This window comes from Vibrio sp. 10N.239.312.D08, from assembly GCF_041466145.1.
In the GTDB taxonomy this organism is placed as follows: Bacteria; Pseudomonadota; Gammaproteobacteria; order Enterobacterales; family Vibrionaceae; genus Vibrio; species Vibrio crassostreae_C.
Genome location: NZ_JBFSSD010000007.1, coordinates 124,903 through 151,671, shown reverse-complemented (window position 1 = coordinate 151,671; position 26,769 = coordinate 124,903). Strand labels below are relative to the sequence as shown.

General features: G+C 43.6%; 24 protein-coding genes. 14 read left to right on the top strand and 10 right to left on the bottom strand.

All coding sequences use genetic code 11. The features are described 5' to 3' along the window. Positions 1-290, bottom strand: a 290-nt coding sequence (locus AB6D58_RS06085) for a DUF3187 family protein (protein WP_372156732.1), incomplete at its 3' end; no start/stop codon positions are given. A 258-nt stretch (positions 291-548) separates the two neighbouring features. Here AB6D58_RS06085 and AB6D58_RS06080 point away from each other — a divergent pair. Beyond that, the gene (locus AB6D58_RS06080; RefSeq protein WP_048610743.1) at positions 549-1,343 is read left to right on the top strand and encodes a response regulator transcription factor; all 795 of its coding nucleotides are present in this window, start codon (positions 549-551) and stop codon (positions 1,341-1,343) included. 87 nt (positions 1,344-1,430) lie between these two features. Here AB6D58_RS06080 and AB6D58_RS06075 read toward each other — a convergent pair whose 3' ends face one another. Continuing rightward, entirely contained in the window at positions 1,431-2,264 is an 834-nt protein-coding gene (locus tag AB6D58_RS06075; RefSeq protein WP_372156723.1) for a RecX family transcriptional regulator, read from the bottom strand. A 220-nt stretch (positions 2,265-2,484) separates the two neighbouring features. Continuing rightward, the gene (locus tag AB6D58_RS06070; protein ID WP_102393315.1) at positions 2,485-4,089 is read right to left on the bottom strand and encodes a mechanosensitive ion channel family protein; all 1,605 of its coding nucleotides are present in this window, start codon (positions 4,087-4,089) and stop codon (positions 2,485-2,487) included. 251 nt (positions 4,090-4,340) lie between these two features. On the opposite strand from AB6D58_RS06070, the gene AB6D58_RS06065 reads away from it, so the two are divergent. The 4 genes from AB6D58_RS06065 (at position 4,341) to AB6D58_RS06050 (ending at position 8,994) form a co-directional block, all read left to right on the top strand. Continuing rightward, positions 4,341-4,589, top strand: a complete 249-nt coding sequence (locus tag AB6D58_RS06065) for a hypothetical protein (protein WP_017062732.1) — start codon at positions 4,341-4,343, stop codon at positions 4,587-4,589. Positions 4,590-5,510: 921 nt separating this feature from the next. Beyond that, a complete protein-coding gene (locus tag AB6D58_RS06060; protein ID WP_102393319.1) occupies positions 5,511-7,574 on the top strand; it encodes a protein-disulfide reductase DsbD in 2,064 nt (687 codons plus the stop codon). A gap of 3 nt (positions 7,575-7,577) precedes the next feature. Then, on the top strand, positions 7,578-8,147 hold the full coding sequence (locus tag AB6D58_RS06055) for a protein disulfide oxidoreductase (RefSeq protein ID WP_017064333.1): 570 nt from the start codon (positions 7,578-7,580) through the stop codon (positions 8,145-8,147). 127 nt (positions 8,148-8,274) lie between these two features. Next, a complete protein-coding gene (locus tag AB6D58_RS06050; RefSeq protein ID WP_102393316.1) occupies positions 8,275-8,994 on the top strand; it encodes a DsbA family protein in 720 nt (239 codons plus the stop codon). Between the two features lie 277 nt (positions 8,995-9,271). On the opposite strand, the gene AB6D58_RS06045 is transcribed toward AB6D58_RS06050, so the two are convergent. Next, positions 9,272-10,288: a succinylglutamate desuccinylase/aspartoacylase family protein gene (locus AB6D58_RS06045; RefSeq protein WP_017071615.1), complete on the bottom strand. Its 1,017-nt coding sequence runs from the start codon at positions 10,286-10,288 to the stop codon at positions 9,272-9,274. A gap of 376 nt (positions 10,289-10,664) precedes the next feature. Here AB6D58_RS06045 and AB6D58_RS06040 point away from each other — a divergent pair, with 376 nt between their 5' ends. The 3 genes from AB6D58_RS06040 to AB6D58_RS06030 all read left to right on the top strand — a co-directional run bounded on the left by AB6D58_RS06040 (position 10,665) and on the right by AB6D58_RS06030 (position 13,395). Beyond that, positions 10,665-11,663, top strand: a complete 999-nt coding sequence (locus AB6D58_RS06040; RefSeq protein WP_372156721.1) for a porin — start codon at positions 10,665-10,667, stop codon at positions 11,661-11,663. A 155-nt stretch (positions 11,664-11,818) separates the two neighbouring features. Continuing rightward, on the top strand, positions 11,819-12,709 hold the full coding sequence (locus AB6D58_RS06035; RefSeq protein WP_372156719.1) for a DMT family transporter: 891 nt from the start codon (positions 11,819-11,821) through the stop codon (positions 12,707-12,709). 68 nt (positions 12,710-12,777) lie between these two features. Further along, positions 12,778-13,395, top strand: coding sequence for a glutaredoxin domain-containing protein (locus AB6D58_RS06030; RefSeq protein ID WP_017062739.1), 618 nt, complete (start codon positions 12,778-12,780; stop codon positions 13,393-13,395). A gap of 153 nt (positions 13,396-13,548) precedes the next feature. On the opposite strand, the gene AB6D58_RS06025 is transcribed toward AB6D58_RS06030, so the two are convergent. The 3 genes from AB6D58_RS06025 to AB6D58_RS06015 all read right to left on the bottom strand — a co-directional run bounded on the left by AB6D58_RS06025 (position 13,549) and on the right by AB6D58_RS06015 (position 15,625). Further along, positions 13,549-13,683, bottom strand: coding sequence for a hypothetical protein (locus tag AB6D58_RS06025; protein ID WP_010431176.1), 135 nt, complete (start codon positions 13,681-13,683; stop codon positions 13,549-13,551). A gap of 285 nt (positions 13,684-13,968) precedes the next feature. Further along, on the bottom strand, positions 13,969-14,319 hold the full coding sequence (locus AB6D58_RS06020; RefSeq protein ID WP_017057980.1) for a hypothetical protein: 351 nt from the start codon (positions 14,317-14,319) through the stop codon (positions 13,969-13,971). A 100-nt stretch (positions 14,320-14,419) separates the two neighbouring features. Further along, positions 14,420-15,625, bottom strand: coding sequence for a multidrug effflux MFS transporter (locus AB6D58_RS06015; protein ID WP_102393318.1), 1,206 nt, complete (start codon positions 15,623-15,625; stop codon positions 14,420-14,422). A 108-nt stretch (positions 15,626-15,733) separates the two neighbouring features. Here AB6D58_RS06015 and AB6D58_RS06010 point away from each other — a divergent pair, with 108 nt between their 5' ends. Both AB6D58_RS06010 and AB6D58_RS06005 read left to right on the top strand, forming a co-directional pair. Then, the gene (locus AB6D58_RS06010; protein WP_017068382.1) at positions 15,734-16,630 is read left to right on the top strand and encodes a LysR family transcriptional regulator; all 897 of its coding nucleotides are present in this window, start codon (positions 15,734-15,736) and stop codon (positions 16,628-16,630) included. A gap of 142 nt (positions 16,631-16,772) precedes the next feature. Continuing rightward, positions 16,773-18,617, top strand: coding sequence for a bifunctional diguanylate cyclase/phosphodiesterase (locus AB6D58_RS06005; protein ID WP_017068381.1), 1,845 nt, complete (start codon positions 16,773-16,775; stop codon positions 18,615-18,617). A gap of 106 nt (positions 18,618-18,723) precedes the next feature. Here AB6D58_RS06005 and AB6D58_RS06000 read toward each other — a convergent pair whose 3' ends face one another. The 3 genes from AB6D58_RS06000 to AB6D58_RS05990 form a co-directional block, all read right to left on the bottom strand. Then, positions 18,724-20,034: a peptidoglycan DD-metalloendopeptidase family protein gene (locus AB6D58_RS06000; RefSeq protein ID WP_102321345.1), complete on the bottom strand. Its 1,311-nt coding sequence runs from the start codon at positions 20,032-20,034 to the stop codon at positions 18,724-18,726. A 276-nt stretch (positions 20,035-20,310) separates the two neighbouring features. Further along, positions 20,311-20,610, bottom strand: coding sequence for an isoamylase early set domain-containing protein (locus AB6D58_RS05995; RefSeq protein ID WP_009845720.1), 300 nt, complete (start codon positions 20,608-20,610; stop codon positions 20,311-20,313). Positions 20,611-20,734: 124 nt separating this feature from the next. Beyond that, the gene (locus AB6D58_RS05990; protein ID WP_017062744.1) at positions 20,735-21,388 is read right to left on the bottom strand and encodes a hypothetical protein; all 654 of its coding nucleotides are present in this window, start codon (positions 21,386-21,388) and stop codon (positions 20,735-20,737) included. A 32-nt stretch (positions 21,389-21,420) separates the two neighbouring features. Between AB6D58_RS05990 and AB6D58_RS05985 the strand changes: the two genes are divergently transcribed. The 4 genes from AB6D58_RS05985 (at position 21,421) to AB6D58_RS05970 (ending at position 26,659) form a co-directional block, all read left to right on the top strand. After that, positions 21,421-21,903, top strand: coding sequence for a GFA family protein (locus tag AB6D58_RS05985; RefSeq protein WP_170791798.1), 483 nt, complete (start codon positions 21,421-21,423; stop codon positions 21,901-21,903). A 175-nt stretch (positions 21,904-22,078) separates the two neighbouring features. Next, positions 22,079-22,753 (top strand): YoaK family protein, encoded by a 675-nt coding sequence (locus tag AB6D58_RS05980; protein WP_017062746.1) that lies wholly within the window; start codon positions 22,079-22,081, stop codon positions 22,751-22,753. A 228-nt stretch (positions 22,754-22,981) separates the two neighbouring features. Beyond that, the gene (locus AB6D58_RS05975; RefSeq protein WP_017067418.1) at positions 22,982-24,352 is read left to right on the top strand and encodes a YjiH family protein; all 1,371 of its coding nucleotides are present in this window, start codon (positions 22,982-22,984) and stop codon (positions 24,350-24,352) included. 435 nt (positions 24,353-24,787) lie between these two features. Next, a complete protein-coding gene (locus tag AB6D58_RS05970; protein ID WP_372156715.1) occupies positions 24,788-26,659 on the top strand; it encodes a methyl-accepting chemotaxis protein in 1,872 nt (623 codons plus the stop codon). Positions 26,660-26,769 lie beyond the last annotated feature (110 nt).

Below are 26,769 nucleotides of genomic sequence, written 5' to 3'. Positions count from 1 at the left end.
GGATCAAGTGATCGGAATAAACCGAAACGAGCGATCGCAATCACCGAAATACGCACTTGCCACTGAACCACAATATTTGACTGGTTTTGATAATAATCGAGCGAATACGCACTCGTGTGCGCCCAAATACTGGCCTGAGTATAAGAAGACTTGAACTCAATGGTCCCCACTCGATTAGGTTGAGCGGAGCGAAGTTGTGTTGAAAGTACATTTGAATGAATGGGTGACTGTGCATACACAAACATTGGAGAATTATTTGCGTGTGTAGTCGGATGAAAAAAGCTCAACATCGAGACTGAAATAGGCAGTAACATCCTTAAACTTATCACAGTGTTTACTCGGTTATAGAAATGCCCGATTTTATTAAAAAACACCGTTCAATTAATGCAGTAGATGTACTGCTTATCACCCCTCCAAATAGAACCAAGAGTTATAAAAAACTTTAAATTAGAACCTATGATATATATAAGAATCTTATCTTGCACTGAGCGACTCGAACGAATATCTTCTGTGCATTGATGAAATGAATGTATCTATAAAGGAAAAATGTGTCTGCTTTAAAGCTAAGTTTTGAACAACTGTTAATGAAACAATCGACATCTCTCATTAATAGCGATCCAAAAAACTTTCAAACCACTTGGTCAGAAGCAAGCTTTGATGTACTCGATTGGTTTGGGATTGATCGTTTGACACTCTACCCTAATTCAATGGTCTTACTTGAAGAAGGAAAAACGTGTTCAGTTTCCAAAGCACACATACCTCCTGTCAATATAAAAAGCTTAGTCGGCGGTAACTACCTTGATTACCTCAAGCTTTTAAAAACCAATGAAACCTACCTTGCTTTTACCAGCAACGAACTCGTTTCAAGCAAAAACTATGTGTTAAAGAAACTCTATAAAGAAGGGGGAAGATGGCACTGCATCATTCCTTTGCAGCTCTTTAACCAACGCTGGGGTGCATTGTCTTTTACTAACTTTCACGACAACGATACTACCTTCGATCTCGAAGACATCCAGCGCTTAAAGTTAGTCTGTGAACTTTGGCTCTGTTATTGGCAACATTCAACATTAGCCAGAACACTAAAGCAAAACGAGAACTTGTTAGAAGATGACAGTGAGAAGCTATTGTTACTGACCAAAAAGCAAACCAAGGTTCTTGCGTTGATTGCTCAAGGCTTTAGTGCAAAAGAGTGTGCTGATAAGCTTCACTTAAGCTCACGAACCATTGAGTCGCACAAATACCGCATGTTAGGTTTGCTGAATCTCAACAGCCACAATGACTTGATTCAGTTCGCCTTACGCAATGGTTTGGGGATTGCAGAGAACATACACACAACACGTTAGAACAAGTTGTTCGATGTCCTTCTTCTGTTTATATCTTAACGTTCGATGTTTCTTGAGTTCAGCTTTTCTTAAATTCAATCACGCACGCTACTCATTGCCTTCACTCAGAGCAAATTTGATCTCGTCAGAAGAGAACCCCTTTCGACTTAGCATCGCGTAAGCCTTGGAGCGTTCTTTATGATCGTTTAGGTCATAAGACTTCTTCTGCAACTGTTCTAAACAAGAAGAATAGAAATCTAGCTGCTCTTCATTAATCAATCGGTCGATGAGCGATGACAGCTCACTGGTGTCGATTTGTCGTTGTCTCAGTTCTTGCTGTATGGCAGTCAGTCCCTTGCCTTTACGAGCATACTTGAGCACCTCTTTTTCCAAATCGGCTTTCTCGGCCTTAATTTGAATATTACTTTTCAGTTGATGCGCTTGTGGGTGCTGGTCAATCGCTACCTTAACTTGTTGATAGCTAAAACCACGCTTTTGCAGTGTCGCAACCAGCTTTTCACGGCTCATGGTAAAGCTTGAGTAGTAGTGGTTGATTCGGTCTATCAAGATGGTTTGTTCATCAATAGACTTTTCGAAGGACACTTTATGGATTGCATCAGAAATCACTGAATCGGTCAGGCCCTTCTTCTTCAATTTTTCGACAATATATCGAGAACCGAATTCACCAGAAAAAGCTTGTTCCACGAATTGTTCTGCAAACACTTGGTCAGACTTGATATACCCGAAGCCTTTCAGTGTCCCTAGAGTTTCATCGATCCATTCTTGATTGTCGGTTTTCACTTTGAGCTTCGCAACCAACTCGCTTTCCGTCATATCTCTCTGGGTTAGGTGCCACATTGCAGAGTTCATGACGCTTTCAATTCGTGTTGCTTTTCTTACCGTTGTATTTCTACTATTCGTTTTTTGCTGTGAATCATCCATTCGCTTTCAACTGTCCAAACTAAGCCTACCCCATCATAACGTAATTCTAAGGCGGTTGAGTGACATAAAAGAATGAAGCTCAATATAAACGGAAGCCAATAAAAATGGACGCTTATTCAGCGTCCATTTGATATCACATTAAGAATGATGGCTCTAAGCCATGCTTAGCTTTTTTCGTAATAGCTCTTTTCGAAATCGCTTCGCGCACTAGCTCATTCGCTTAACTCTCTTCGTGATTGTAAATATGTACATCTCGTTGAGGGAATGGAATCGTGATGCCTTCTTCATCGAAGCGTTTCTTCACGGTTTCCGTTACATCCCAGTACACATCCCAATAGTCATCAGTCTTAACCCAAGGTCGAACTACGAAATCAACAGAAGACGTATTCAAGGTATGAAGCTTGATCATATGCTCTGGTTTTTTCAACACTAGAGGGTGTGCAAGAATGATGTCGTTCAATACCGCTTTCGCTTTATCGATATCATCTGAATAACCAATACCGAAAACCATATCAACACGTCTTACACGTTCTGCCGTGATGTTGTTGATCACGTCACCCCAAATCTTGTTGTTTGGGATCACCAAGCGTTGGTTATCAATGGTTTGAACAGTCGTCGATACTAAGCTCATGTCTTTTACCGTGCCTTGCACGCCTGCCACTTTAACCATGTCACCGACGTCATAAGGACGGTAGATCAAGATCATCAAACCCGATGCAAAGTTAGATAGTGTGTCTTGCAATGCGAAACCAATGATGACACCGGCTACACCGAAACCAGTAAGAAGAGGTGCTAGCTCTATCCCTATTTGAGACAGTGCGATAAGCAAACCAATAAACACGACCGCTTTAGATGCGATGGATACAAAGAAGTCCTGCATCAATACACTGAAGTCCATTTTAGAGTGCGAAACACTCTTACGAACGGTTTTGCGAGCCACGTTAGCAATAAGGCGAGTTACATACAAAATACCGAGAAACAGAGCAAGTTTAACGATAAAAGAAGGGGTATTTTCAAAAGCCCATGAACTGAACGAACGAAGCCAACCATCCAACAGCTCCAGTGCAACATCAACATCCAACACATCGGCGTTAATGTCACCTGTCGTCGCTAGCAAAACACGTTTGTACGAAGTCACATCCACGCCAAACGGTTCCATTAGCGTGATGGTTTCTTCTAAGCTCGCGACCATAACGCTAGTTCGCTCACTGAAGCGTTCAAGCTCAGTTTTAATCGTCGCTTTCTCTTCTTCACTTACATAAGATAACCGGCGTTCTAAATCTTGACGTTGTGTATCCGTGTATAGAATTGCATTAGTAAGATATTGAGAACGAGAAACAAGTGCCGTTTTGAGCTCACCTTCAGGAACCGCAACATCAACATCACGCTCTTTCGACCAATCTAATGTCTTAGCAAGCTGCTGATAATAGACATCCATCATTCCGATTCGTTTTTGAATGCGTAATTCAAGGCGTTTTTTAGCATCACCTTCAGCGGAACGGTTTTCTTTGCTCATTGAAACGATTTTAACTTCATTCAATGACAGCAATTTTTGCAGTAGTTCAACCTGCTGAGCAAGAGTGACATCCAGCCCCTCTTTTTTATCTGACGATAGCTGTGAAAAAATCTCTTCGCGTAGGCCCTGATTCTTACGCCTTAAGATATCTTCAAGAAAGGGCTTCTCAGCATCATGCGCCGTTTCTAATGTTGCTAGATCGAGCATTAACTGATCTTGTACTTCTGCGATTTTCTCAACGCTCTGCGCATAACTTCCAAATGCGACAAACGCCAACATTAACAATAGACAACGCCAAACCTTCATCATATTAATTCCTATCACTGTCTAAATTGACCCTATAAATAGTAGTAAAAAGAATATGGATAACAAGCATTTAAACGTATGTTATGTTAAAAATTCGCAAATTATCAGCCTGCTTCTAATATTTGAGAGTTCCAATCCCCTCTTATGACCTGTAGAGTACGCATCCAACAAAGAACAACAGCCAATATCTTCATTCGAGCACAGCACTAAAGCGCCCTAAATACGATGTTGGCTCACAGCAAGAGAGCATAAAAATGAACAACGAACTTGATATTATTGAGTCTCTAGAAGAACTAGAGCAATTCCTAATTTCAGTGGAAGCTGGCGGTTTAGGCCTTGAAGGCGTTGAAGGTGTAGGCATGGCAACCAATAATTCAGATGGTCGTCACTTCGTTGCTGTATTCAATAGCAGCCATAAAGTTCTGCTTGCTCGCTGGATCACCAAAGAGGTGTTTGATAACGGTAAAGACTTGGTACGTAACGGCCCTCGCCGCACTCACTAAGCCTTTCCAATAGCACCAATGATTAAAGCCCAACACGTTCACTGACGATCTGTTGGGCTTTTTTGTATCGCCTGTCCCGTCCTGATAGTTAATAAACCACTCAATACAGAATAATTAGCGATAACTTTCAGTTGTTGTGAACTTTAGCTACAGCTCAATGTCGTATTCGCGTGAATTGGTGTTTATGCGTCTTTTATCGTGTATCTGCCGTTTCCCGCATTTATACATAGTTTCACTTTAACCATTTTATGACTTGTGGCACGAAGAGAACTTATCTAAGCTAACCACAATTCAATGAGCTTGCTTTAACGACTAACAGATTTGATTACTGACTAATTTGCTGAACACATCGCTACTTTTCTTATCCACACAGAACCGCCGACAAAAGCATTCGCTTTGGGCGCTCTTCCTTACCGGACTGGTTATCGTAACTTGTCTGGCGAGCACTCTGGCCGTCAAGAAAGTATCGTTATCTGCATCCGCTAATGGCCAATCAGTCCTAGTTGGCACACAAACTCATACAGAAACCAGTAATCCCCAAACCAACATCGCTTCTTCAGAAAAAATGGCTGCTCTATACGCCAGCGTTTTTGGCTTAGAAGCCTCAAAAATGTTAACGTCCCCCAATTCAAATTCATGCAGCCTAAGTTCGAAAATGCTGACCTTTGCCGCCCCAAAAACCGGCTGGCTGATCCCATTCGTACTTATTATTGCTGTTGCGTTTAACTTACCTCCTCACATCTCGAGATTATCTAGAGACAATCATCGCTCTACTCGACCGACAAAACACCGATTGCATCTAAAGCACTGTATATTTAGAGAGTAAATAACCGGGCTACTACATCCTTTTATTTATTTTTTGGAGATACATTTGTGTACAACACACTACTAACTAAGTTTGTCGATTCATTGGCATTCTCTATGCGTACATGCGCGAAAACCTTAGTCACTGCCCTTTTGGTTATGACGTCATTTACCGCCTTGGCACAGACAACGGGCTGGCTTAGTGTGCCTGAGCATCCGCCTGTTAAAATGCGAATGATGTCGACGGGTGAACAGTCGGATGACGGCTCTAAGATCCAAACCGTGCTCGATGTCGTGCTCGACGGCGACTGGAAAACCTATTGGCGCAGCCCAGGCGAAGGTGGCATTCCGCCAAGCTGGGACTGGTCTGGTTCAACAAACATTGAGTCAGTAGAGTGGCACTGGCCGATACCTAAATACTACGAGCAGCTTGACGTCATGACGTTAGGCTACAAAAAACATGTCAGCTTTCCTGTCACTTTATCCCTGAAAGACAACACGAAGCCTGCGATATTCAGGGCATCGTTTACCTTTCCGTCGTGTACCAATATCTGTGTGTTAACCGATTACGATATCGAACTGCCGATTGACCCAAAAACTTTAGCGCTTGATGAAGAAGCGATGTTCTTGTTCAACCAAGGCATGAGCCAGTCGCCACGAGAAGCTAACCGCACTTCGGTGAACGGTTTGTTTTGGGATAAGAGCAAGCAGCAATTGGTTACTCAGCTGACAAGCAAAGATGGTTGGGATAAGCCAATGGTGTTGATTGACGGGCAAGAAGTGATTGATGACTTCTTCTCTCAACCAAGCGTCCACATAACAGACAATACAATGACGGCCGTATTTGATGTGAGCAACTGGATAGGTGAAGTCGACTTAACGGACCGTAACGTGAGTGTCACCGTTTCAGACACAAACTTTGCCGAAGAGATGACAGCTCAAGTTGGGTCAAAACCAATCGCTTATCAAGAAAACAGTAACGGTTTTACTGCGATGATCGGTTTTGCCTTAATTGGTGGTTTGATCCTCAACATCATGCCATGTGTGTTGCCAGTATTAGGAATGAAGTTAAACAGCATCATTCAAAACCAAGGGGCATCTAATCGTCATATCCGACTCTCATTCTTAGCGTCTGCTTCTGGTGTCATTACGTCATTTGCGCTGTTAGCCCTAGGTATGACCGTTCTAAAAATGGGTGGTAATGCAATTGGCTGGGGAATCCAGTTCCAAAATGTTTGGTTCATCGGGTTCATGCTGATCATCACTTTGCTGTTTTCGATTAACCTGCTTGGGTTATTCGAATTCAGACTACCATCAGGTTTAAACACCTGGATGGCAACCAAAGGCGATGACTCACATTCAGGCCACTTTGTTCAAGGCATGTTTGCAACGCTGTTAGCAACGCCGTGTAGCGCGCCATTCCTAGGAACCGCTGTCGCGTATGCACTTGGAGCAAGCTACCAAGAGTTATGGGCTATCTTCATCACGCTTGGTATCGGTATGAGTGCGCCTTGGTTGATCTTTGCGCTATTCCCAAGCCTAACCAAATTGCTTCCAAAGCCTGGGGCGTGGATGTTCAAAGTTAAGCTGGTATTTGGCTTAATGATGTTCATTACCAGCCTATGGCTAACAAGCCTCCTTAGCCCATTCATTGGTAAATTCCCAACTATCCTGCTGTCGCTATTTATCGTGATTTCAGTATTGATTTGGATTGGCCGTAAGTTGGGTCGCAAGGTGCTTATTCCTATCGTCGCAACCACAACCTTGGTGTTTGGTGCTGCATTGATCGTCGGTAGTGTCACCGCTGATAACTGGGCGACTCCGATTGTTGACGATCTCGCTTGGCAAAAGCTGGATGCGAAGCAAATCCCTCAGCTCGTTGATGAAGGCAAAACGGTGTTTGTTGATGTGACTGCTGATTGGTGTATCACTTGTAAAGCCAACAAGATCGGCGTCATCCTTCAAGACCCTGTCTACAGTCACCTACAGCAAGAAGACATTGTTTTGATGAAAGGTGATTGGACAACACCAAGTGAAAGTGTCACTCAATACTTACAAAGTAATGGGCGATTTGGTGTGCCATTTAATATCGTCTACGGCCCGAGCTATAAAAGCGGTATTCCACTGCCTGTCATTCTCAACAGTGACACTGTCGTTCAAGCCATCGACGCTGCGAGATAACTGATGAAGACTCCCAACAATGAAGATAAATCTAGCACGATTGAAGACGACGCTGTAAAGGGTGAGGCCAAAAAGCCAAGTCGTCTTAAGAAGTGGGGAAAGGAACTGGTTTCAATGATATTGATCGTTGGCGTGGTTTCATTTGCCATGGACTTTTATCACAGCAGAAGCATGCCTCAGGGCGATGCGATTCCAATTGTGGGTCAATCGCTCCAAGGCGAAGATATTGATGTTATCGAGCTAAGCAAAAATGGTAAGCCAGTCATTGTCTATTTTTGGGCGACTTGGTGTGGTGCCTGCAAATTTGTAAGCCCGACGGTTAATAGCTTCAGTGATTCCCATCAGGTGGTTTCGGTCGCTCTATCGTCTGGTCCAGACGAACGTGTCCAGCGCTACTTGGATGCAAAAGAGTATGACTTCCCTGTTATCAATGATCTTTCTGGGTCGATCAGCAGAAGTTGGGGCGTTAATGTCACGCCAAGTATTGTCATCATCAAAGATGGAAAGATTAGCAGTATCGCAACCGGCGTTACATCCCCTATCGGCCTGTGGTTAAGAACCTACTTTGCCTAAATCGCTCACAAAGAAAAACAGAGCAAAGCTAAGTGAATAAACCGACTCAGCCAGTTTAACAAACAATATTAATGTGAGCGCAACCTAATAAGCGCTCACGATTATCACGAATTTGAGAAAAGACAATATGAAAAAGCATCTGATAAGCGCACTGATTATAGGCTCATTAATGAGTACTAATGCCTTCGCAGAATTAGACAAAGAACAAACTCAACAACTTGAAGAAATTAATCAATTCCTGAAGGAAAATCCATCGACGATCTCTGGATTGCATACCAGTTTAGAGCAGTACGTAGCAGGTCAAGAGCAAACGAAAAAAGCCCAAGCGGAAAGCCATGATTGGTTATACAACAATGACGCCCACCCAATCACGGGCAATCCGGATGGCAAATCGGTCATCATTAACTTTACCGACTATAACTGCCCTTACTGTAAGCGCTTGGAAAAAGGCTTGGTTCAATTAGCCTCTGAAAACAGCGACATTAAAGTGATCAACGTGTACTTATCGTTTAAGCAGCAACAGGTTTCGGGGCTAGACACCAACGCGGCGCTATACGCGATGAAAGTATGGAAAGATAACCCAGAAGCATTCCCTGAAGTTGATAGATTGCTGATGGCGAAAAGCGGTATTCACTCGAAAAGCTCACTAGAAGCCGTTGCCAAGAAGACGGGAACAGAGGCGGAACTAAAAACAACTCAAGAACAAAACCAGGTTCTAACCACTAACCATCAAACGTTCAGTGCACTCGGCTTAACGGGCACTCCAACCATGATGATGAACGGAAATGTTTTACCAGGATATGTGCCTTACGACCGATTAAAAGAGGTCGTGGATGACGCTTTTTAATCGAGTGTAGATAGAGATAAAGACTCGAAAGAGAAGTGAATAAAAGCCGACTCGCGCAACCCGCAGTCGGCTTTTTCATTGCTTCGAAACAATAGAACACTTTGAAACGACAGTTTTGAAGTCATGGTTTTGAAACAAAAAAAGTCGAAGTGTCACCATCTCGCAATAGATTCTTAATTTACCCTCGCTACGCTAAAAGCAGTTCTGTCGATGAGTCAAAGACGTGTTAACTCAAGACAACTGTCCTTTGACCGAGCCTTGCTCGGTCTTTTTTTGCTTAACTCAGCAAACGACAAACAAGCGCACCCGGCTCCCTTAACGCATCCACGTTATAGCTAAGGACACGTCCGGCAGACGGCGCGTGATAACGGCGACACTCATTACCAAAAGCGTCATATTGAATAGCCAACAGATCATCTTGTTCTACGCTCTGCAGAAGCTCAACCTGCGGCAATACGAAACCACCAATATCAGCGCGGATAGAAACCACATCATTACCCTCTATCCAATCCATACTCGGCAGCTGCATTTTCTCGGGATGATTTATTTCAACCTCGAACATTTCATAATAAGACAGCATGTTAAAAACACCGTCTACCGCTCGTTGAATCATGTCAGGCTGAGTAAATTTCCCCATCCCAACTTCCACCGTGATGCTCGGAATTCCACTTCGATTCCAAACCGTTTCCAAAATACCTGGGTCACCAGGGTCATTCAGAACACAATCGGGCTGCATCAGCCTCGCCATCTCCAAACATTGTTCTATGCGGTAATCAGCAAACACATAAAGTGGATAAACTGCGCCACGAGTTTGAGTGTGGAGGTCAACGGCGAAGGTGGCATTATGCTTAAGCAAACGCTCCCACAAAGACGCAACAAAGCGCTCCGCAGCCAAGCCATTCGCGTCACCCGGAAAGAGTCGATTAAGATTAGCAGGGCAAGAACCCGGATCCGAAGAGATGAAATCACGGCTATGGTTCAGCAAGCCAGACAGATTCACAGTAGGTACAATCGTTACCGTGCCTTTGAGCGTTTTACCGACTAAGTCCCTGATAATTTGCTGTGCAGCCAACACTCCATTTAGCTCATCACCGTGAATACCGGCGGTGATCATCAAACTAGGACCTTCTTGACTGCCTTTGAAAACAGAAACCGGCATGTTCTTAGGTTGCCCTAGCCCATCACTGGTGACTTGAAACCAAAACTGGTGCTCTCCAACGGGTAGGTCTTCAACATTCAAGGAGCCAATAACCTGCCTACCTTGTAAAACATCGCCTAAGTACTCTGTTTTCATCCAACGTATCCATATTGTTGAGCAGAATCTATTCTCTTCTAAGTTTTTGCATCATAGAGGATATCCTTACCAGTACAAGCAGTTAATCAGATTAACAAGCTCTCAGTGCAGCCAAAATTCACCACCATCGACATACGTGATTGCAAGGTAAAACTTGCCAATGTGACCTTTGAAATACACGCAACTTGTATAACTATTCATAGAACACTCAGTCGCATGAAATAAAAATGCAATAAAATCAACACTTAAAAAAGTTCCCCATTCACGAAAATGTAATTTTATGGAAATGAAAGCTTAATTTATCTGCTCTAAATTAGCTTCATATCGAAACGGAGAGCACATTGCTCACGGATTTTAAAATACAAGGTAAGTGATTATGAAAAAGGCAGTTCTAGCTTCTGCAGTGGTAGCGGCACTAGTTTCAGGTTCATCTCTAGCAGCAACAGTTTACAGCTCTGACGGTACAGAACTTAAAATTGGCGGTCGTGCGGAATTCCGTGGTGATTTCATTGGTTCAGGCGGTAAAGAAATCGACGGAACAATGAAAAATAAAAGCCGTGTACGTTTAAATGTTGGCGGTACTACAGAAATCACTAGCAACCTATCTGGTTTTGGTTTCTACGAAGCAGAACAAGGCGTAAATTCTTCAGCTGACAATGATGAAACTGACAACTTTAAGCAACGCTACATGTACGCTGGCCTTCAAGGTAACTTTGGTGCTGTTTCGGTAGGTCGTCAAGATACAGCTGCAGCTCAAATCTCAGAAATGTCGGATGTTACTATCTACTCTGGTGACCAAAAAGCATTCATCAATGCCGGTGACGAGCAGATTAACAACACGTTTGTATACGCTTACGATGCAGACGCACTTTCTCTTAAAGCAAGTTTGATTGCTGGTGAAGACAAAGATACTGACGGTTACGGCATCTCTGGTATTTACACACTACCAATGGGCTTAGGTTTTGGTCTTGGTTACTCAGGTAACGACAACGGTACTGGTAATGGTTCAGCAACGGCTGTAATCGCTGGTATTAATTACAAAATGGATGCTCTATATCTAGGTGCAACCTACACAATGGGTGACCTAGACGACAAAGCAAAAACTGAGTTCTCTGGTGTAGAAGTTGCGGCTAAGTACAAACTAACAGATCAGTTTGAATTAGCTGCTTTGTACCAAAAACAAGAAAAAGACGCGACACAGAACTTAACTGTAGACACAGCTGACTTCTTTGAGCTGACTGGTACTTACAAGTTCAACAAATCTATCCGTACATACGTTGCTTACCAATTAAACAATCTAGACGACGTAAAAGTTGCAGGTTTAGAAACACAAAGTGAAGACTCTCTTCGCCTAGGTGTACGCTACGACTTCTAATCTAAATCGACTTTAGATACAGACTAAAAAGGTTGGGCAATGGCTCAACCTTTTTTCATATTCAAATATTCTGACTGACTTCATCAATGCTTTTTCTGGTTAAGTGGTGCTAAATCCGTATCATAGGTGAACCACATCAAATAATTAGAAGCATCATGTCACAACACCATCCGATCCAAGGCGCTAGCTGGATGCTAACCGCAGGCCTAGCCTTTGCCGTTATTAACAGCCTAACTCAAATTGCTAGCATTCATTTCGGACTTACTTCTACCACCGTCGCCGTCATTCAATACGCCATCGCGTTATTCGCTATTCTTCCTTACCTAAAAACGCTGGGTATTCGCCGCGCGCTAAAAACCGACAACCTCAAATTGCACGTATTCCGTGTCTTCTTGTCTGTTATTGGTATTCAACTTTGGATATGGGCACTGGCTTACCCAGTACCAATTTGGCAAGGCATTGCCCTTCTCATGACATCGCCATTGTTTGCAACCATTGGTTCAGGGCTTTTCTTAAAAGAGAAAGTTGGGGCTGCTCGCTGGGGCGCGACCTTAGCAGGCTTCGTGGGTGCGATGGTGATTCTAGAGCCGTGGGCTGAAGATTTTAACTGGGCAACGTTATTACCAGTCGGTGCCGCTTTCTTCTGGGCATGCTACTCACTGATGGTGAAAAAGCTCTCTTCACAAGACAGCCCTTCAACCATGGTGGTTTACCTGCTGCTATTAATCACACCATTTAACATCCTGCTTGCCGCGCCAGATTGGCAGACGCCAAGCGGCGGTACAATTTGGGCTATCTTGATTGTTATCGGTGTTATGACGGCACTCGCTCAATGGGCGATTGTAAAAGCCTACTCAGTCGCTGATGCTTCGTTTGTGCAACCTTTTGACCACGCCAAATTACCGCTAAATGTTTTAGCAGGTTGGATTGTGTTTAGTTGGGTTCCACCGGGTCGTTTATGGCTAGGTGCTGCTATTATTATTGCGTCAGTTGCATTTATAACGCACTGGGAAACCAAAAAACCTTCGAAAGCGAAGAAAGTTTAAGGTTGGTGAAATAAATAGTTCGACTGTCCGTTCTATATGGATAAGAGAATTCAAACGAGGCCGTAACCATGAAGAAACCAGTCAAGATTACACTATACCGTTGGGCAGGCAGCTGGGGTCCATTTAAAGTTAATATCCCATGTGGGGAATGTACCCTTACCAAAGACATTCTGAAGGATACTTTTGAGAATGAATTGGCCGATGTCGATGTCGAACTGGAAGTGAAAGATTGGTTGTCTCACTGGTGGGAGCCGCTAAAACTAGGCTCTTGGCATGCTCCAATCCTTGTTGTTGAAGGCAAAGTGGTCAGCCAAGGTGAAGCGCTGAATCGCGGTGTGTTAATCCAATCGGTGATCAAAGAGTGGACCAAACGAGACAGCCTAAAAGGCAACATCGTTTATGGTAAGGCGACCTGCCCATTCTGTGTTAAAGCGAAGAAAATGCTGGATGAAGCGGGTGTTGAATACCAATACCACGATGTCGTAAAAGACAGCGCCGCTTTGTACCGTATGATTCCAGAGGTAAAAGCACACATTGGTGAGAAAACACCGGTCACCGTCCCGCAGATCTGGCTTGATGGTAAGTACATCGGTGGTGCCGATAACTTAGAAGCGTGGATGAAAGAGAATGGCTTAGATAGCATCCCTAATAATGTGGTCGACTTATCCAATCAATCTGCTGGCTGAGTTCATTAAAAGCCATTAGTCAGAAGCTTAATTGGTATTTTTTGTGTCCATCCACAACAAAACAAAGCGATAACTTTCACCAATCGCTAAAACGAAAAAGGCCTTAAACTTCATCGAGTTTAAGGCCTTTTAAAATTCCGTTTTTGAAAATGCTTATTTAGCCATTTTCTTCATCATTCGCTTAAAGAACGATGGTTTCTTTGGCTTTGAAGTGCCGTACAATGCTTCGTGCATCATGTTTTTTGCTGCCATTTGACCAAGGTATGCGTGGCCTAGTTCGTAATTCATGCTTATCTCCGCACATAATCAACTTTCTTTAGCGCGGATTCTACACTTAAAACGCCCAAAAACAAGATCTAAATCACACTTTAATGCAATATTAAGCATTCATTTGCAATTAGCCTAATTTTGTCTCTGTGCTAGTCAGCATTGTTTTTGTATATCAATGAGTTAACCTAAATTCTGGTTTGAGCTTAATGCTCCATTCCTAATAACAACCCAAGACATTGATTTAGACACTGATAAAAAAAGCAGCTCAATAGAGCTGCTTTCTAAAATGCTTTACTGAGAAACCTAGCTGCGCTTTGGCTGTCTGTAAGTTTTACCGGCAATTTGGTATGTGTCTTTTTGCTTCAATTCAAACATCGTTTCAAAGAACCAAGCTGCAAATTTGATTAAGTCATCGCCTTCATTCATAACATGTTCGATGTACTCTTGCTCTTCGCCTTGTTCATTTTCTTGAAGCGTCACGTGGTAAATACGCTTTTCGCCTTCCACTTCAGCAAGTGCAAATTGACCAGTCAGTGATGCAGCAGCCTCAGCGACTTCTGTATCCTCATTGGATTTCAATAGCTCAAGCGCTTGAGGCAGGCCATCTAGTGCGCAGATAGCTTTTACCAGTACTTCAAATTCATTTTGCTGCATTTTGTTCTTACCTATTCAATGGACCGAAGCATTGTAGAAAACCATCAGCACAAATACAACGTATTAACGATGGTGCGTTAAACGATAGTGAATTTAGTGTTTAGCTATATTCCACTTCAACAGTATCGCCTTTGTTGTTCATTTTGGTTGAAGACCAAAGCACTCCGCCCATGGCTGCGCCAATAATGAGGTAGAACACGCCTAACTGTAGATGAGTCGTGACCCAACTTTCTACCAGATACCCACCCAATAAACCCGCTAAACACATCTGAATAGAGCCCGACAATGCCGATACTGCGCCCGCTTGCTTTTTATGAGGTTCTAATAACATGCTGATTGATAATGGGAACGAAATGCCTTGTGCTATCGCCAACCAAGTAAACGCCCAAACCAAGTTAAAGATGGATAACTCATGAGTAAGAAGCCAAGTTCCCGATGCCAAGATAATCAAAATAGCTAGGCTCATCAGTTGGGGCGTACTAAACCTACGATTGAGTAAGTTTAAAGCGACGCTACCTATCAGTAAGCCTGCCGAAGGGACAATCATCAATGAACCATACTCAGCGGCGGTCAGCCCCAATTGCTCTTGCATTAAGAATGGAAACAACGACAGCGATACCAAACTCGCCATGTAGCTCATCCAGTTGTAACTGGCACTGGTCAACACTTGGCGATTGGTCAACAAGCGTCCGTAGTTCTTCACCACTTGGCACGCATCAAAGCGGCTCTTTCCGTATGGCAAAGTTTCATGCAGAACAAAGTAACCCAGTGTGAATATCGCTAGTAGATACAATAAAACGAACAGGAACACCGCCTGCCAACCGAGGTGAAATGAAATCCAGCCACCAAATACAGGCGCGATGATCGGCATAATCGACGCGGTGATCGAGATATAAGACAACGCTTTGGTAAGCTGTGAACCATCATAGCTGTCACGAAGCACACTTCGCCCAAGAACCGAGGCACTGCCCGCCCCTAAACCTTGCAGCAAGCGACCAACTTCTAGCGCCGTCATATTGTCAGAAAACACAACACAAACGACTGTACCAATCAAATAAATACCCTGACCTAACAAGAAGATAGGTCTTCTTCCCACCGCATCGGACATCGGTCCGTAAAATAGCTGAGACAAGCCAAAACCCACCAGAAACAGCGTGACGAGAAGCTGTACATCTACTTGAGTAGCACTTAAATCAGAAGCAATTAACGGTAATGCTGGCAAGTAGATGCTCACACCCACCTGCCCCGTAGCAATAATCATCATTGCTAAGAGTAACGGTGTTTTTTTAAAGGTCGATTGGCTCAAAAAATTCCCTATTCGTTTGATATTTGTTCATTAGACGAGTTTACATTCAAAACCAATAATTGATAATTAGCTAAATTGGAATTTTATTAAGTCCCAACAGGAAATAATATGGATTGGATTCTTAACGTAAAAAGCTACGTCAGAGTAGTCGAAGAAGGCAGCTTCAATGGTGCTGCTCGAAAACTTAACACCACCAGCTCGGCGATCAGCAAAAGAGTGAACTGGCTAGAAGAGCGCATAGGCACCCAACTGTTAAAGCGCACCACGCGTTCAATTAGCCAAACCGAAGCAGGTGCGCTCTTTTACCTGCGAGCCAAGGATCAGCTCGACAATTGGCAGTCCATTATTGATGAGACTCGCTCGGTTAACCAAACCCCAGCAGGCCTATTAAAGATTGGCGCTACGATTGCGGTTGGCTCTAAGTTTCTGGTGCAATACATGGACGACTTCTTAGAAAAGTACCCTGATATTAAGGTACAACTCATCACCACTACGCCCGGTCAATTACCCGAGCTTGGCTTGGACTTGGTAATCAGTCGTGAACTAGAACAACTCAACTCATTAAGCTTCAAGAAAACACCGCTGTTTGAACACAGAGCCAGCTTCTATGCAGCACCAAGCTATCTTGCCAAACACGGCTACCCCACTTGCGAGCAAGATTTGGAGCAACACAACTCGTTAATTTGGGGAGAGCGTCCGACCCGTGAAGTAGCACTCACCAAAGGGCAGCGAATAACGTTAAACGGTAACTTTGCGACCACTAATCCAGAGGCTTTGTTTCATGCTGCGAAGCGAGGAATGGGCGTACTGTTAACCATCAAAGCGATGATCAAAGAGGATCTAAAGCAAGGGACATTAGTTCCAGTATTGCCAAATATTACCGCCGACGAAGTGATGGTTTACGCGTACTACCCTAAGCTTGATTACTCGCACACGCGAACCAAGCTCTTTTTGGACCATCTGAAAGACAGGCTAGACAAAGAGCGTAGCACGCAAGCTCTGTGAAATAAGTCACGTTTTAATTTGAAAAGTTATACAACACGGTCAATAATAAACTTGACGCATATAGATTATACAAGTTCGCACATATACAAGATAATACGTATACCGCTTACACAGTGAATCTGGTTAACTAGGGGTGGTGGCTATGACTCAACATACGCACAATAGCATGATAGACACAGAGCGCATTGGCCGTTTGCTGAAATTGGAAGGTATCGACCTTTTAGAGTCAGCTGTGCTTACTTTACATCAGACCTTTGATACTCAATACACTAGCATCATTGAGAAGAAGTACTTCCCTGACCAAACCGTTCCTTTGGTGATCGCCCATTCTGATCATGTATTACATGACAAAATCAATGCGCGCCATGGTCACATCTACCAACAAGCCGTCAATCAAAGACACCCAGATTGCTCATTTTCTCAGTACATCGTCCAGTCATTGCCAACATCGGCATTTAGGCAGGAAATCACCTCACAAAACTCCATCGCGATCCCGACTCAAACTCAAAGTGGCGAAGTGATGGGCGTGCTGTTTTCAACGTTCACCTCGCCTCTTAGCCCTGATCAGCAACAAGACGTGGTAAAGCACCATCAATTGTTCGCCGACATCATCATCCACACCTTGCGTGAAATGTGGTTTAACGATCGTTCCGAACAACTTGTAAATCAGCTTAGTTATGAGGTGTCACACGACAGCCTAACCGGGTTACTCAACCGAAGCTGTTTATCAGATACCTTAGAGTCGATTACTCAACAGAGCGTCACTCCGTTTACACTGGCTTTACTCGATATCAATAGCTTCAAAGCCATTAATGATATGCACGGTAATTATATTGGCGACAAGGTGCTGCAGTTTGTCGCAGAAATATTGCGCCGAACTTTACCTGAAAGCAACCTGACTTTCCGGACTGCTGGCAACGAGTTCGCCTTCATCACCTACCATTCTGATCCGATAGCCGTGTGCGAACAAATACTGGCCAAAATTAAGCAGGGCTACAGTAGCGTTGATATCAAGATAGATTTCGACGTCAGCATCGGTATTGCCAGTTCGGATGGAGACAACAAAGACGTTGAGCAAATCATCTTCAATACCAGCTTGGCGCTTAAAGAGTGTAAACACAGCCAAGATACTCATATTCAATGTTATGACACTCACTTAAGAGTTCGTTACCAAAGAAAAACCGAGCTAGTCGCAGCGCTACGAAGTGAGCTGGAAAACCCAATTTCACAAAGCTATATCCCCGACAGCAATGGAATGTACGTAGTGGTACAGCCGATTGTGGGTCAAGGTGAAACGCAATGGGAATATTTCGAGGTACTGACTCGCTGGAAAACCGCCAGACATGGAGACATCTCACCCGTAGAGTTTATTCAAGTGGCAGAAGAGTCAGGGCTGATTGTCGAATTAGGTGAACGCATTATTGAATTGGTGTGCCGCGCTAAAACCACACTAGAGCAAGGCTTGGGCTACAAGGTTAAACTTGGAATCAACTGCTCTGCGCACGAGCTTACTGATTCGAAACGTTATATATCCTACCTGACTCGAACCATTGAACAGCACCATTTTAAGGCGAATGAGTTTGTTATCGAGTTAACCGAAACCGTTCTGTTATCGCCAACACAAGAGACAAAATCCGCGCTTAACTTTTTGAGAGGGCAAGGCTTCACGATTGCACTCGACGACTTTGGTACAGGCTACTCCAGTTTGAACTACATCCACAGCTACCCTATCGATTGCATTAAAATTGATGCGACCTTTATTCGAGACTTGTTAACTAGTTCGACCTCAGAGAGCGTAGTATGGCTGATTGTTCAACTGGCCCATAGACTCGATGTATCTTTGGTTGCGGAAGGTGTTGAGAAGCGTGAGCAATTAGAAAAGCTGCACGCGATGGGATGTGACAAGATCCAAGGTTACCTCTACTCACCTCCAATGCGACCTGAAGCTATCGTTAGCTATGTCGCGCACTCAGAGCCTTTAGTTTAAACCCTTACCGAACCTTCTATTGAGAACTAAAAAGCCGCAAGAGCATCACTTAACACTGACTGTGCTTTGTGATGCTCTTGCGGCTTTAAAACAGTTTAATGGCTAGCTACTTACTAGCATTATTAACCATTGCTAGATTGCGCGTTTCTAACGCTGCCTTCAATAGCTTGTCGGCTTCATCTCTCGCGGCTGTGAATGTCGCTTTTTCCTTTTTAGGCACAGAATCAGCCATTGGGATATTCGCTTTCATCGCATCAACAGGGCGACCACGTTCGATCAGTTCATAGTGCAAGTGAGCACCTGTCACTCGACCCGTTTTACCCGATAGGCCAATACGTTGACCACGAGATACCGTTTGTCCTTTACGAACAAGGATCTTGCTTAAGTGCAAGTAGCGCGTTTTGTAAGTGCTGCCGTGCTGAATGACCACGTAGTTACCCGCATATGGGTGCTTACGCGTCATAATCACTTTGCCATCACCCGTTGCTTGAACCGGCGTACCAACTGGCGTCGCGAAATCTGTACCGTTGTGCGGTGAAATGCGGCCAGTCACAGGGTGTAAGCGCTTAGGGTTAAACTGAGAACTTTGGCGCCAGCTACTGCTCACTGGGTAACGTTGGAAAGCACGTTGTAAGCTATCGCCATTAGCATCGTAATATTGTCCGTCAGTGTGTAAGTATGCTGACACAACGCGGTTACGATTCATGATCTTAATTGCTTCAATTTCACGTTTTCCGGTTGCAACACCATCAACATATTGCGCTTTTTGAAGCACTTCAAACTGATCGCCAGCACGTAGGTCTCGGCTAAAGTTCAGCTTATCTTTAAGAAGAGTCACAATATGGTCAATCTCAAGACTGCTCAGGCCAACCTTGTTCGCCGACATAGAGAAGCTGCCTTGAATATCACCCACTAAAGGTTTTTGCTTCCACTCGCCCGGAATAGAGATATCTTCAAACTCGTATGTACCATCTTCAAGCAGTCGGTAAACCACTTTATCTGCAACACTAAATTGAAGTTCCATTTTGGAAAGGTCGCCCGTCGCTTCATCACGCCAAAAACGCAATGTGTTACCTGGGCGAAGCGTGTCTAACGCAAGGAAGTTTAAATCGGTTTCCATCACGCTCATCATCGATTTGTAAGAAAATCCAAGCTGAGTGAAGATGCTACTCAAGTTATCGCCCGTTTGAATTTGATACTCAAATGTCGGCGGCTCAATAACGGTAACAGAAGATGGTGACAGAATTGACTCAATAACGGTTGAGTCGGGCAAATCAAGATCGATCGTTTTCGTCAGATCCGATTGTGACGATTGCAAAGCAACACCAATCGCAGCAATAAGTGGCAGTCCCAAAATAGCTACTTTTTTTACAGGTGAAAGCTCAGCAAACGGAGAGGGAAATATTTTTGAATACACGGTAAACAGGTCTTTCTACGATATAAAGGCATAGGATATGCTTTTCAAACGCATAAATCATCAATGCATTGTCATAATATGATGTGAATCTTCCCAACTTAGCCTAAGTCATTGAGTTGCCGTAGATGAAGAGCCACTAGATAAGAAATAAAATTAACCGCTAAATTTAAAAATAAAAAAGCAGAAACGGCTAGTTTCTGCTTTCTATTGGTTGACGTTATTCCGTTTCGAATAATTAATAAACGAAGCGAATTAGTCGCTGGTTTTAAGAAAAGATTATGCGTTTACCGTCGACACTAGGCAGTTGTCTTCACCAAATTCATTTGGGATGTAACGATCGGCATTCGCATCGTTCACCCATTGTTGGTCATCAACTAGGTAGCGGAATTGAAACTCGCCATCTTTAGGTAGACGAGTTTTAAACTTGTAAACCTTCCCTTTGGCCAGTTTTTTCATTGGGGTGGCTTTCCAATCAAGAAAGTCAGCAACGATGGATACAGAGTTCGCTTCCTGAGCTTCTAGCTCGAAGGTCACTTCAACTTCATCTTTCGTCTTAAAAAAACGTTTATTAATCATTCGCAAGCTCCATTTGTAATAATAAGCGGACACAAAGCTAACTGTGTCTAAATTTCATTCATCTAACTAAGATAATATGTAATTTGGCTCACATAAACAACAGATCCTTACATTCACGAAAACGTTATTGCTTACCAATTGATTGCGTATCAAAAGAAAAACTCATTAACACCTTTTCAGAAGGGGGTTCTGCAAATGATTGTTCCGCAGAATGCTGAGTAAAGCCGATAAAACCTTCCCCAGTAAGTTTATTCTGTGATTGCGAATCTGGCAGCTGAGCGACCTCCAATGTCTGAATTTGTATACGGTCACCCAGTAAAAGTTGGTCGACTAACACCACGCGGCTTCGTTGCTGGTCATGTTTAAACAGGCCTAGATAATAGAACACACCGCTGCCTTGGTTAGATATCCACATCGGCGCGACAAAGAAACTCGCCTTGCCCAGCGTGGCGGCTGAAAGATTATTTGTGTCTACCGTTACCACACCGCGCTCAACACCTGAGTCATAGCGTCCAAACGCGATGGCTCTAGGCTCATCAACTTCATTGATAAAAGCGTAGGCGTTAGTCTCAGGAACTTTAATTGTCCATGGATTGGTCGTCTTCAAATCAAAAACGGTTTCTACGACTGGGTCATAACTCACTTGAGAAGAAGGAAACTTCGCCAAGATCTCTTCATCACTTAAGCTAAAGCGATAAATACCCGCTACTATCACCACAACCAGCATGACAATTGGAATCAGTAGAATCAGAGGGATAGGTAAGATTTTCTTTTTCATGGGCAATTATATTCTTTTGTTTTCATCCAGTTGTGCAGACCATAAAGGGCTTTAGTATAATTATCAATACAGGGTTAACCAGAAGTGGAGCATGGATGGATATCAATCATATTAAAGATAGAAATATCAGAAGTTGCGAATGCCGCTGTGGAGCAGTCAACCTAGTATGCCGAGGTGAACCTCAACGTACATCTGTCTGCCATTGCTATGAGTGTCAGAAACGCACCGGAAGTGTGTTCGGCATTCAGGCTCGGTTCCCAATAGAACAAGTTACACTCAGCGGTGAAGTGACCTCTTTTTCACGCATCAGCGATACGGGTAATGAAGTCACCTATCAGTTTTGTCCCAAGTGTGGCACCACCATGCTTTTGCAGTCGGTTGCCGCCGCTGATTTTTATATCGTCCCGCTCGGATTATTTAAAGAGCAAGACTTCCCACTGCCGAGCTTTTCGGTTTATGAAGAACGCAAACACGGTTGGGTTAAGTTCGACCACCAAATGAGCCATTACAACTAGTTCGTCATTGAGCGTTATCTTTATCTCGTTATTGACCGTTATCTTTATATAGCAACAGTATTAAAACAAACTGCAATACTGTTGCCTAAGATCAAATATCACCGCTTCACAGCGCTAGCGTATCTTTTGTCTAGCGTTATAATCTTGCTCCTCTATTTAACCCAGGGTGAACCACATGATTTCTAAGTTACCTCGCTGGGTTGAATACGGCGCCCTTTTGTTAGCTGGTCTTGCTGGCAGTGTTAATGCTATCGGCTTACTTGGCTTCCAACATCAAGCTATCTCCCATATCTCCGGCACCATGTCTTTGCTAGGCAGTAGCCTGCTTACACCGACCTCGGCTTCTGTTCACCTCCTATTGGTGATCATGAGCTTCATGTTAGGTGCGGCGTTCAGCGGGTTCTTTATTGAAAACCAAGCATTGAAGTTAGGACGCCGTTACGGTGTTGCACTATGTATTGAGGGTGGATTGCTGTTTTTGGCGCTGTGGACACTGTTGCAAGGCTATACTTCAGGTCAGTATTTCGCTTCAGCCGCGTGTGGTTTGCAGAACGCGATGATCACCACTTACAGCGGGGCAATCATTCGAACAACACACATGAGCGGGATCATTACCGATCTTGGGATCATGATTGGCGCTCGCTTAAAGGGGATGCCTTTTGACCGCCGTAAAGCCAAACTGCTAATTTTCATTGTGGTTGGCTTCCTGTTTGGCGGCTTAATTGGCGCTTGTCTGTTCCAACGCTTCGAAATCTTGGCATTGGCTTTCCCTGCCTCTTTTGCTTTCATTATTGCGTTTAGCTACTGGTTATACTTGACCTATCGAACTGAAACCCCAGTCAATTTATAAATATCTGGCAATATAACCTCAAACTACGTAACATCCGCAACACTTTATTCTAAACTCTTAATACATTGCAGAATAACCAGTATGAATATTTAGCTATATTTGATGAATAGTATTGCAAGCGATATTAATACTGGGTAATCTTGCACCCAATGAGAAAATACGGACGTTTAGTGAATAAAAATGCCAAGGATGTGGCTTTTTTACGTGTAGAAATTCGAGAACAATAACATGTCTAACAACAAGAATACTGCTCAAACAGAGAAATCTAAAGGCAGTTTCTGGGTTTTCTTAATCCCATCATTGATTGGTTTATTCCTTTTCATGGCGCCAATCAGCTATCAAGGTGATCTAACCATCCCTGTAGCTATCTTAGCCAAATCAATTCAAGCGGTTTTCGGTGAATATCTAGTCCCTATCATCACTGCGATCGTTGCTTTCATGTCTGTAGCTTCAGTTTTAAGCACCATTTTTAAGCCTACATTCATTACATCAAATTCATTTTTAAACGGCCTTTTCAACCCATCTCCACTGTGGTTGCTGGTTCGTTTAATTGGTGGTGCTGCAGCCGTTATGGCTTTCTTCCAAGTTGGCCCTGAGGTTATTTGGGAAGAAAATACTGGTGGTCTGGTTCTAGAAGGCCTGCTTCCGACACTGTTCTCAGTATTCATCTTTGCTGGTTTGCTACTTCCGCTTCTACTTAACTTTGGTCTACTAGAGCTGTTTGGCACGCTACTAAGTAAAATCATGCGTCCAATCTTCAACCTACCAGGCCGCAGTGCTATTGACTGTATGGCTTCTTGGTTGGGTGACGGCAGTGTTGGTATCCTGCTTACAAGCAAACAGTACGAGAAGAAATTCTACACTCAGCGTGAAGCTGCGGTTGTTGGTACGACTTTCTCAGCAGTATCTATCACATTCAGTCTTGTGGTTATTGCTCAGGTAGAACTAGAGCACCTGTTCCTACCTTTCTACGCAGCAATCTGTTTAGCGGGTATTGTGGCAGCGGTGATCATCCCTCGCCTTCCACCACTAAGCATGAAGAAAGATACTTTCATTGATGGCAGCAAGCCGCACAAAGACGCTGACGCGATCCCAGCAGGTCACTCAACGTTCTCTTGGGGTCTTGAGCTAGCGGTAAATAAAGCATCTCAAGTAAAGTCGGCTAAATCTGTATTTGGCGAAGGCGTTCGTAACGCCGTAGATATGGTATTTGGCGTACTGCCTGTTGTTATGGGTTTAGGTACAATGGCACTAGTTATTGCGGAATACACGTCTGTGTTCTCAATCCTAGGTCAGCCTTTCATTCCATTCCTAGAGCTACTTGGTGTTCCTGAAGCGGTTGCAGCATCTGAAACGATTGTTGTTGGTTTTGCGGACATGTTTATCCCAGCAATCCTTGCGGCTTCTATCGACAACGAGATGACTCGCTTTGTTATTGCAGCAATGTCGGTAACTCAGCTGATCTACATGTCTGAGGTGGGCGCTCTACTTCTAGGCAGTAAGATTCCAGTGAACATCTTAGAACTGTTTATTATCTTTATTCTACGTACGTTAATTACGCTTCCAGTTATCGCTGGTGTAGCGCATCTAATATTCTAAATTAGATACTACTTATGTAACTCAATAAAGATTCAGTTTATAAAGCCTCACTTTTGTGGGGCTTTTTATTTGCGAAAATATATACACAGTATTATTTGGAGTTCAATTAATTTATAAGCTCTGCATGTCATTTGATTTCATATCGTTTATTCACCCCGCCTCTTTTTAATAGAAAACTGAACGCATAACTATCAAATTAATACATTCTTAATTCCTCCTTAAACTCCGTCTAGCCCCATTCCCCAACTCATTGAACCAAATACTAAAAGCAACAAATATGCGCTTTAGTGAATTTTGCATTGTTTAGGTTGTTGTATTTTTGTAGTCTATTTTGTGAAATTACATTCAAGTAAAATCCAATCTAGTCGATATATATAATTACAAAAACACGATTAACTTTAGTCTTCGCAAAGCCTGTGAGAAGGGGAAAACTCAATGAAATTTAGCCATAAGGTGGTTGCTGCATCATCAGCCTTGCTGCTAGTGACAGTATCATTGCTTTCAATACAACAACTTTACACCGTAAGAAGTGCAGTAGAAAACCACGTCAATGCGAGCCTGAAAGAGATGGTCTCGGGCGTGAAAAATACCGTCGTATCGGAGATGAACGCCAAGAAAGCGTTGGCTCAATCGACGACTGAAGTCATCGAGATCAACCCTGAAGATCGCGCTTACGTTAAAGAAATCTTAGAAAAGCCAAAGCTTAAAAACAGCTTCCTAGCGGTTGGTTTTGGTTATGAAGCAAACGGTTTCGTTATTGAAAATGATGATGGTTGGGATGCCGGTCCAGACTACGACCCACGAATTCGTCCTTGGTACATTGATGCTAAATCCAAAAACAGTTTAGTTGTTACCGCTCCTTATGTGGATGCATCAAGTAAGAAAGTCATCATATCAGTAGGTACTCCAGTTAAAGACAACGGCCGCTTTACTGCGGGTATGTTCTACGACCTAGAATTGACGAACCTTGCTACCTTGATCAACCAAGTGAACTTGTTTGATGCGGGTTACCTGTTCCTAGTAACAGCCGACGGCACCACGATTGCTCACCCAAATGCGAAAAACAACGGTGAAACGCTATCAAGCTACATGCCACAAGCGACTATTCGTGAAGGCTCTCAAGAAATTGAAGTCGACGGCAAAATGTTCCTAGTTAATTTCACCCACATCCCTAGTGAAGATTGGTACATCGGTGCCATCCTGGATGAAGAGATCGCTTTCCAAACCGTTGAAGAGTTGAAGAACAGCTCAATGATCTACTCTTTAATTGCGGTAATTCTCAGCATCATTGCTCTAACAGTTCTAATTCGCGTGTTAATGCGTCCACTGGATGCACTTAACCAAGCGATTCAAGATGTAGCAAGTGGACAAGGTGACTTAACTAAGCGCCTAGATACCAACACAGACCAAGAGTTCTCTGACCTAGCGAAAGGCTTCAACACCTTTACCGAAAACCTGCAAAATCAAATTATTCAATCGAAAGCGATTGGTGTTGAGATTAAACGCGGTACTGAAATCACGGTTAAAGGTGCAGGCGAATCAGCAAACGCGATGAATACGCAACTTCAAGAGCTTGAACAGTTAGCGACTGCAATGAACGAGATGGCGGTGACTGCAACTGAAGTGGCGAACAACGCTCAAGGCGCGGCTGCGGCGGCTCGTGAAGCTGATGAAGCAACGCTAGACGGCACATCTGTCGTAAGTGACACCACTCAAGCGATTGATAACCTTTCAGCTCGTATCGACCAAGCGGTTGCCGAAGTACAAGTACTTGAATCAGCAACAGCCAACATCGAAACGATTCTAAAAGTAATCAACGATATTGCAGACCAAACCAACCTACTGGCATTGAATGCAGCTATTGAAGCGGCGCGTGCTGGTGAATCAGGCCGTGGTTTCGCAGTCGTTGCCGATGAAGTTCGTACTCTGGCACAACGTACTCAAGAATCAACTACGGAAATCCGCAACATGATCGAGCAGCTCCAAGCGGGTGCAAGCTCAGTATCGAACGCGATGAACCAAAGTAAAGACACAGCCACTGACGCCGTTGAACGCGCTCAGCAAGCGAACTCTTCACTTGACCGTATCCGTGACGCGATTCAACGCATCTCAGATATGAACATCCAGATTGCTTCAGCGGCAGAAGAGCAGAGCTTAGTAGCGGAAGAGATCAATAACAACACTGTTAAGATCAAAGACCTTTCAACACAAGTATCAACAGCAGCTCAAGAAGCGAATACCGCAATGCAGCAGCAAACTGACAATGTTCGCCAACAAGACGAGCTATTGAATAAGTTTACGGTTTAACCAAGGTTTGGCTCAGTTGCCGTTTGGCTGAGTCGCCATTTGGTTTAGTTACCGAGCAATAGCTTAAAATAAAAAGCCCCGATTACTGATTGCCAGTAAGCGGGGCTTCT

Coding starts and splice junctions, on each gene's coding strand:
- AB6D58_RS05980 (WP_017062746.1), top strand. CDS start 22,079: ATGATTTCTAAGTTACCTCGCTGGGTTGAATACGGCGCCCTTTTGTTA.
- AB6D58_RS06010 (WP_017068382.1), top strand. CDS start 15,734: ATGGATTGGATTCTTAACGTAAAAAGCTACGTCAGAGTAGTCGAAGAA.
- AB6D58_RS06055 (WP_017064333.1), top strand. CDS start 7,578: ATGAAGACTCCCAACAATGAAGATAAATCTAGCACGATTGAAGACGAC.
- AB6D58_RS06050 (WP_102393316.1), top strand. CDS start 8,275: ATGAAAAAGCATCTGATAAGCGCACTGATTATAGGCTCATTAATGAGT.
- AB6D58_RS06070 (WP_102393315.1), bottom strand. CDS start 4,089: ATGATGAAGGTTTGGCGTTGTCTATTGTTAATGTTGGCGTTTGTCGCA.
- AB6D58_RS06060 (WP_102393319.1), top strand. CDS start 5,511: ATGCGTACATGCGCGAAAACCTTAGTCACTGCCCTTTTGGTTATGACG.
- AB6D58_RS06040 (WP_372156721.1), top strand. CDS start 10,665: ATGAAAAAGGCAGTTCTAGCTTCTGCAGTGGTAGCGGCACTAGTTTCA.
- AB6D58_RS05990 (WP_017062744.1), bottom strand. CDS start 21,388: ATGAAAAAGAAAATCTTACCTATCCCTCTGATTCTACTGATTCCAATT.
- AB6D58_RS06020 (WP_017057980.1), bottom strand. CDS start 14,319: ATGCAGCAAAATGAATTTGAAGTACTGGTAAAAGCTATCTGCGCACTA.
- AB6D58_RS05995 (WP_009845720.1), bottom strand. CDS start 20,610: ATGATTAATAAACGTTTTTTTAAGACGAAAGATGAAGTTGAAGTGACC.
- AB6D58_RS05975 (WP_017067418.1), top strand. CDS start 22,982: ATGTCTAACAACAAGAATACTGCTCAAACAGAGAAATCTAAAGGCAGT.
- AB6D58_RS06005 (WP_017068381.1), top strand. CDS start 16,773: ATGACTCAACATACGCACAATAGCATGATAGACACAGAGCGCATTGGC.
- AB6D58_RS06045 (WP_017071615.1), bottom strand. CDS start 10,288: ATGAAAACAGAGTACTTAGGCGATGTTTTACAAGGTAGGCAGGTTATT.
- AB6D58_RS06035 (WP_372156719.1), top strand. CDS start 11,819: ATGTCACAACACCATCCGATCCAAGGCGCTAGCTGGATGCTAACCGCA.
- AB6D58_RS06030 (WP_017062739.1), top strand. CDS start 12,778: ATGAAGAAACCAGTCAAGATTACACTATACCGTTGGGCAGGCAGCTGG.
- AB6D58_RS06075 (WP_372156723.1), bottom strand. CDS start 2,264: ATGGATGATTCACAGCAAAAAACGAATAGTAGAAATACAACGGTAAGA.
- AB6D58_RS05970 (WP_372156715.1), top strand. CDS start 24,788: ATGAAATTTAGCCATAAGGTGGTTGCTGCATCATCAGCCTTGCTGCTA.
- AB6D58_RS06025 (WP_010431176.1), bottom strand. CDS start 13,683: ATGAATTACGAACTAGGCCACGCATACCTTGGTCAAATGGCAGCAAAA.
- AB6D58_RS06065 (WP_017062732.1), top strand. CDS start 4,341: ATGAACAACGAACTTGATATTATTGAGTCTCTAGAAGAACTAGAGCAA.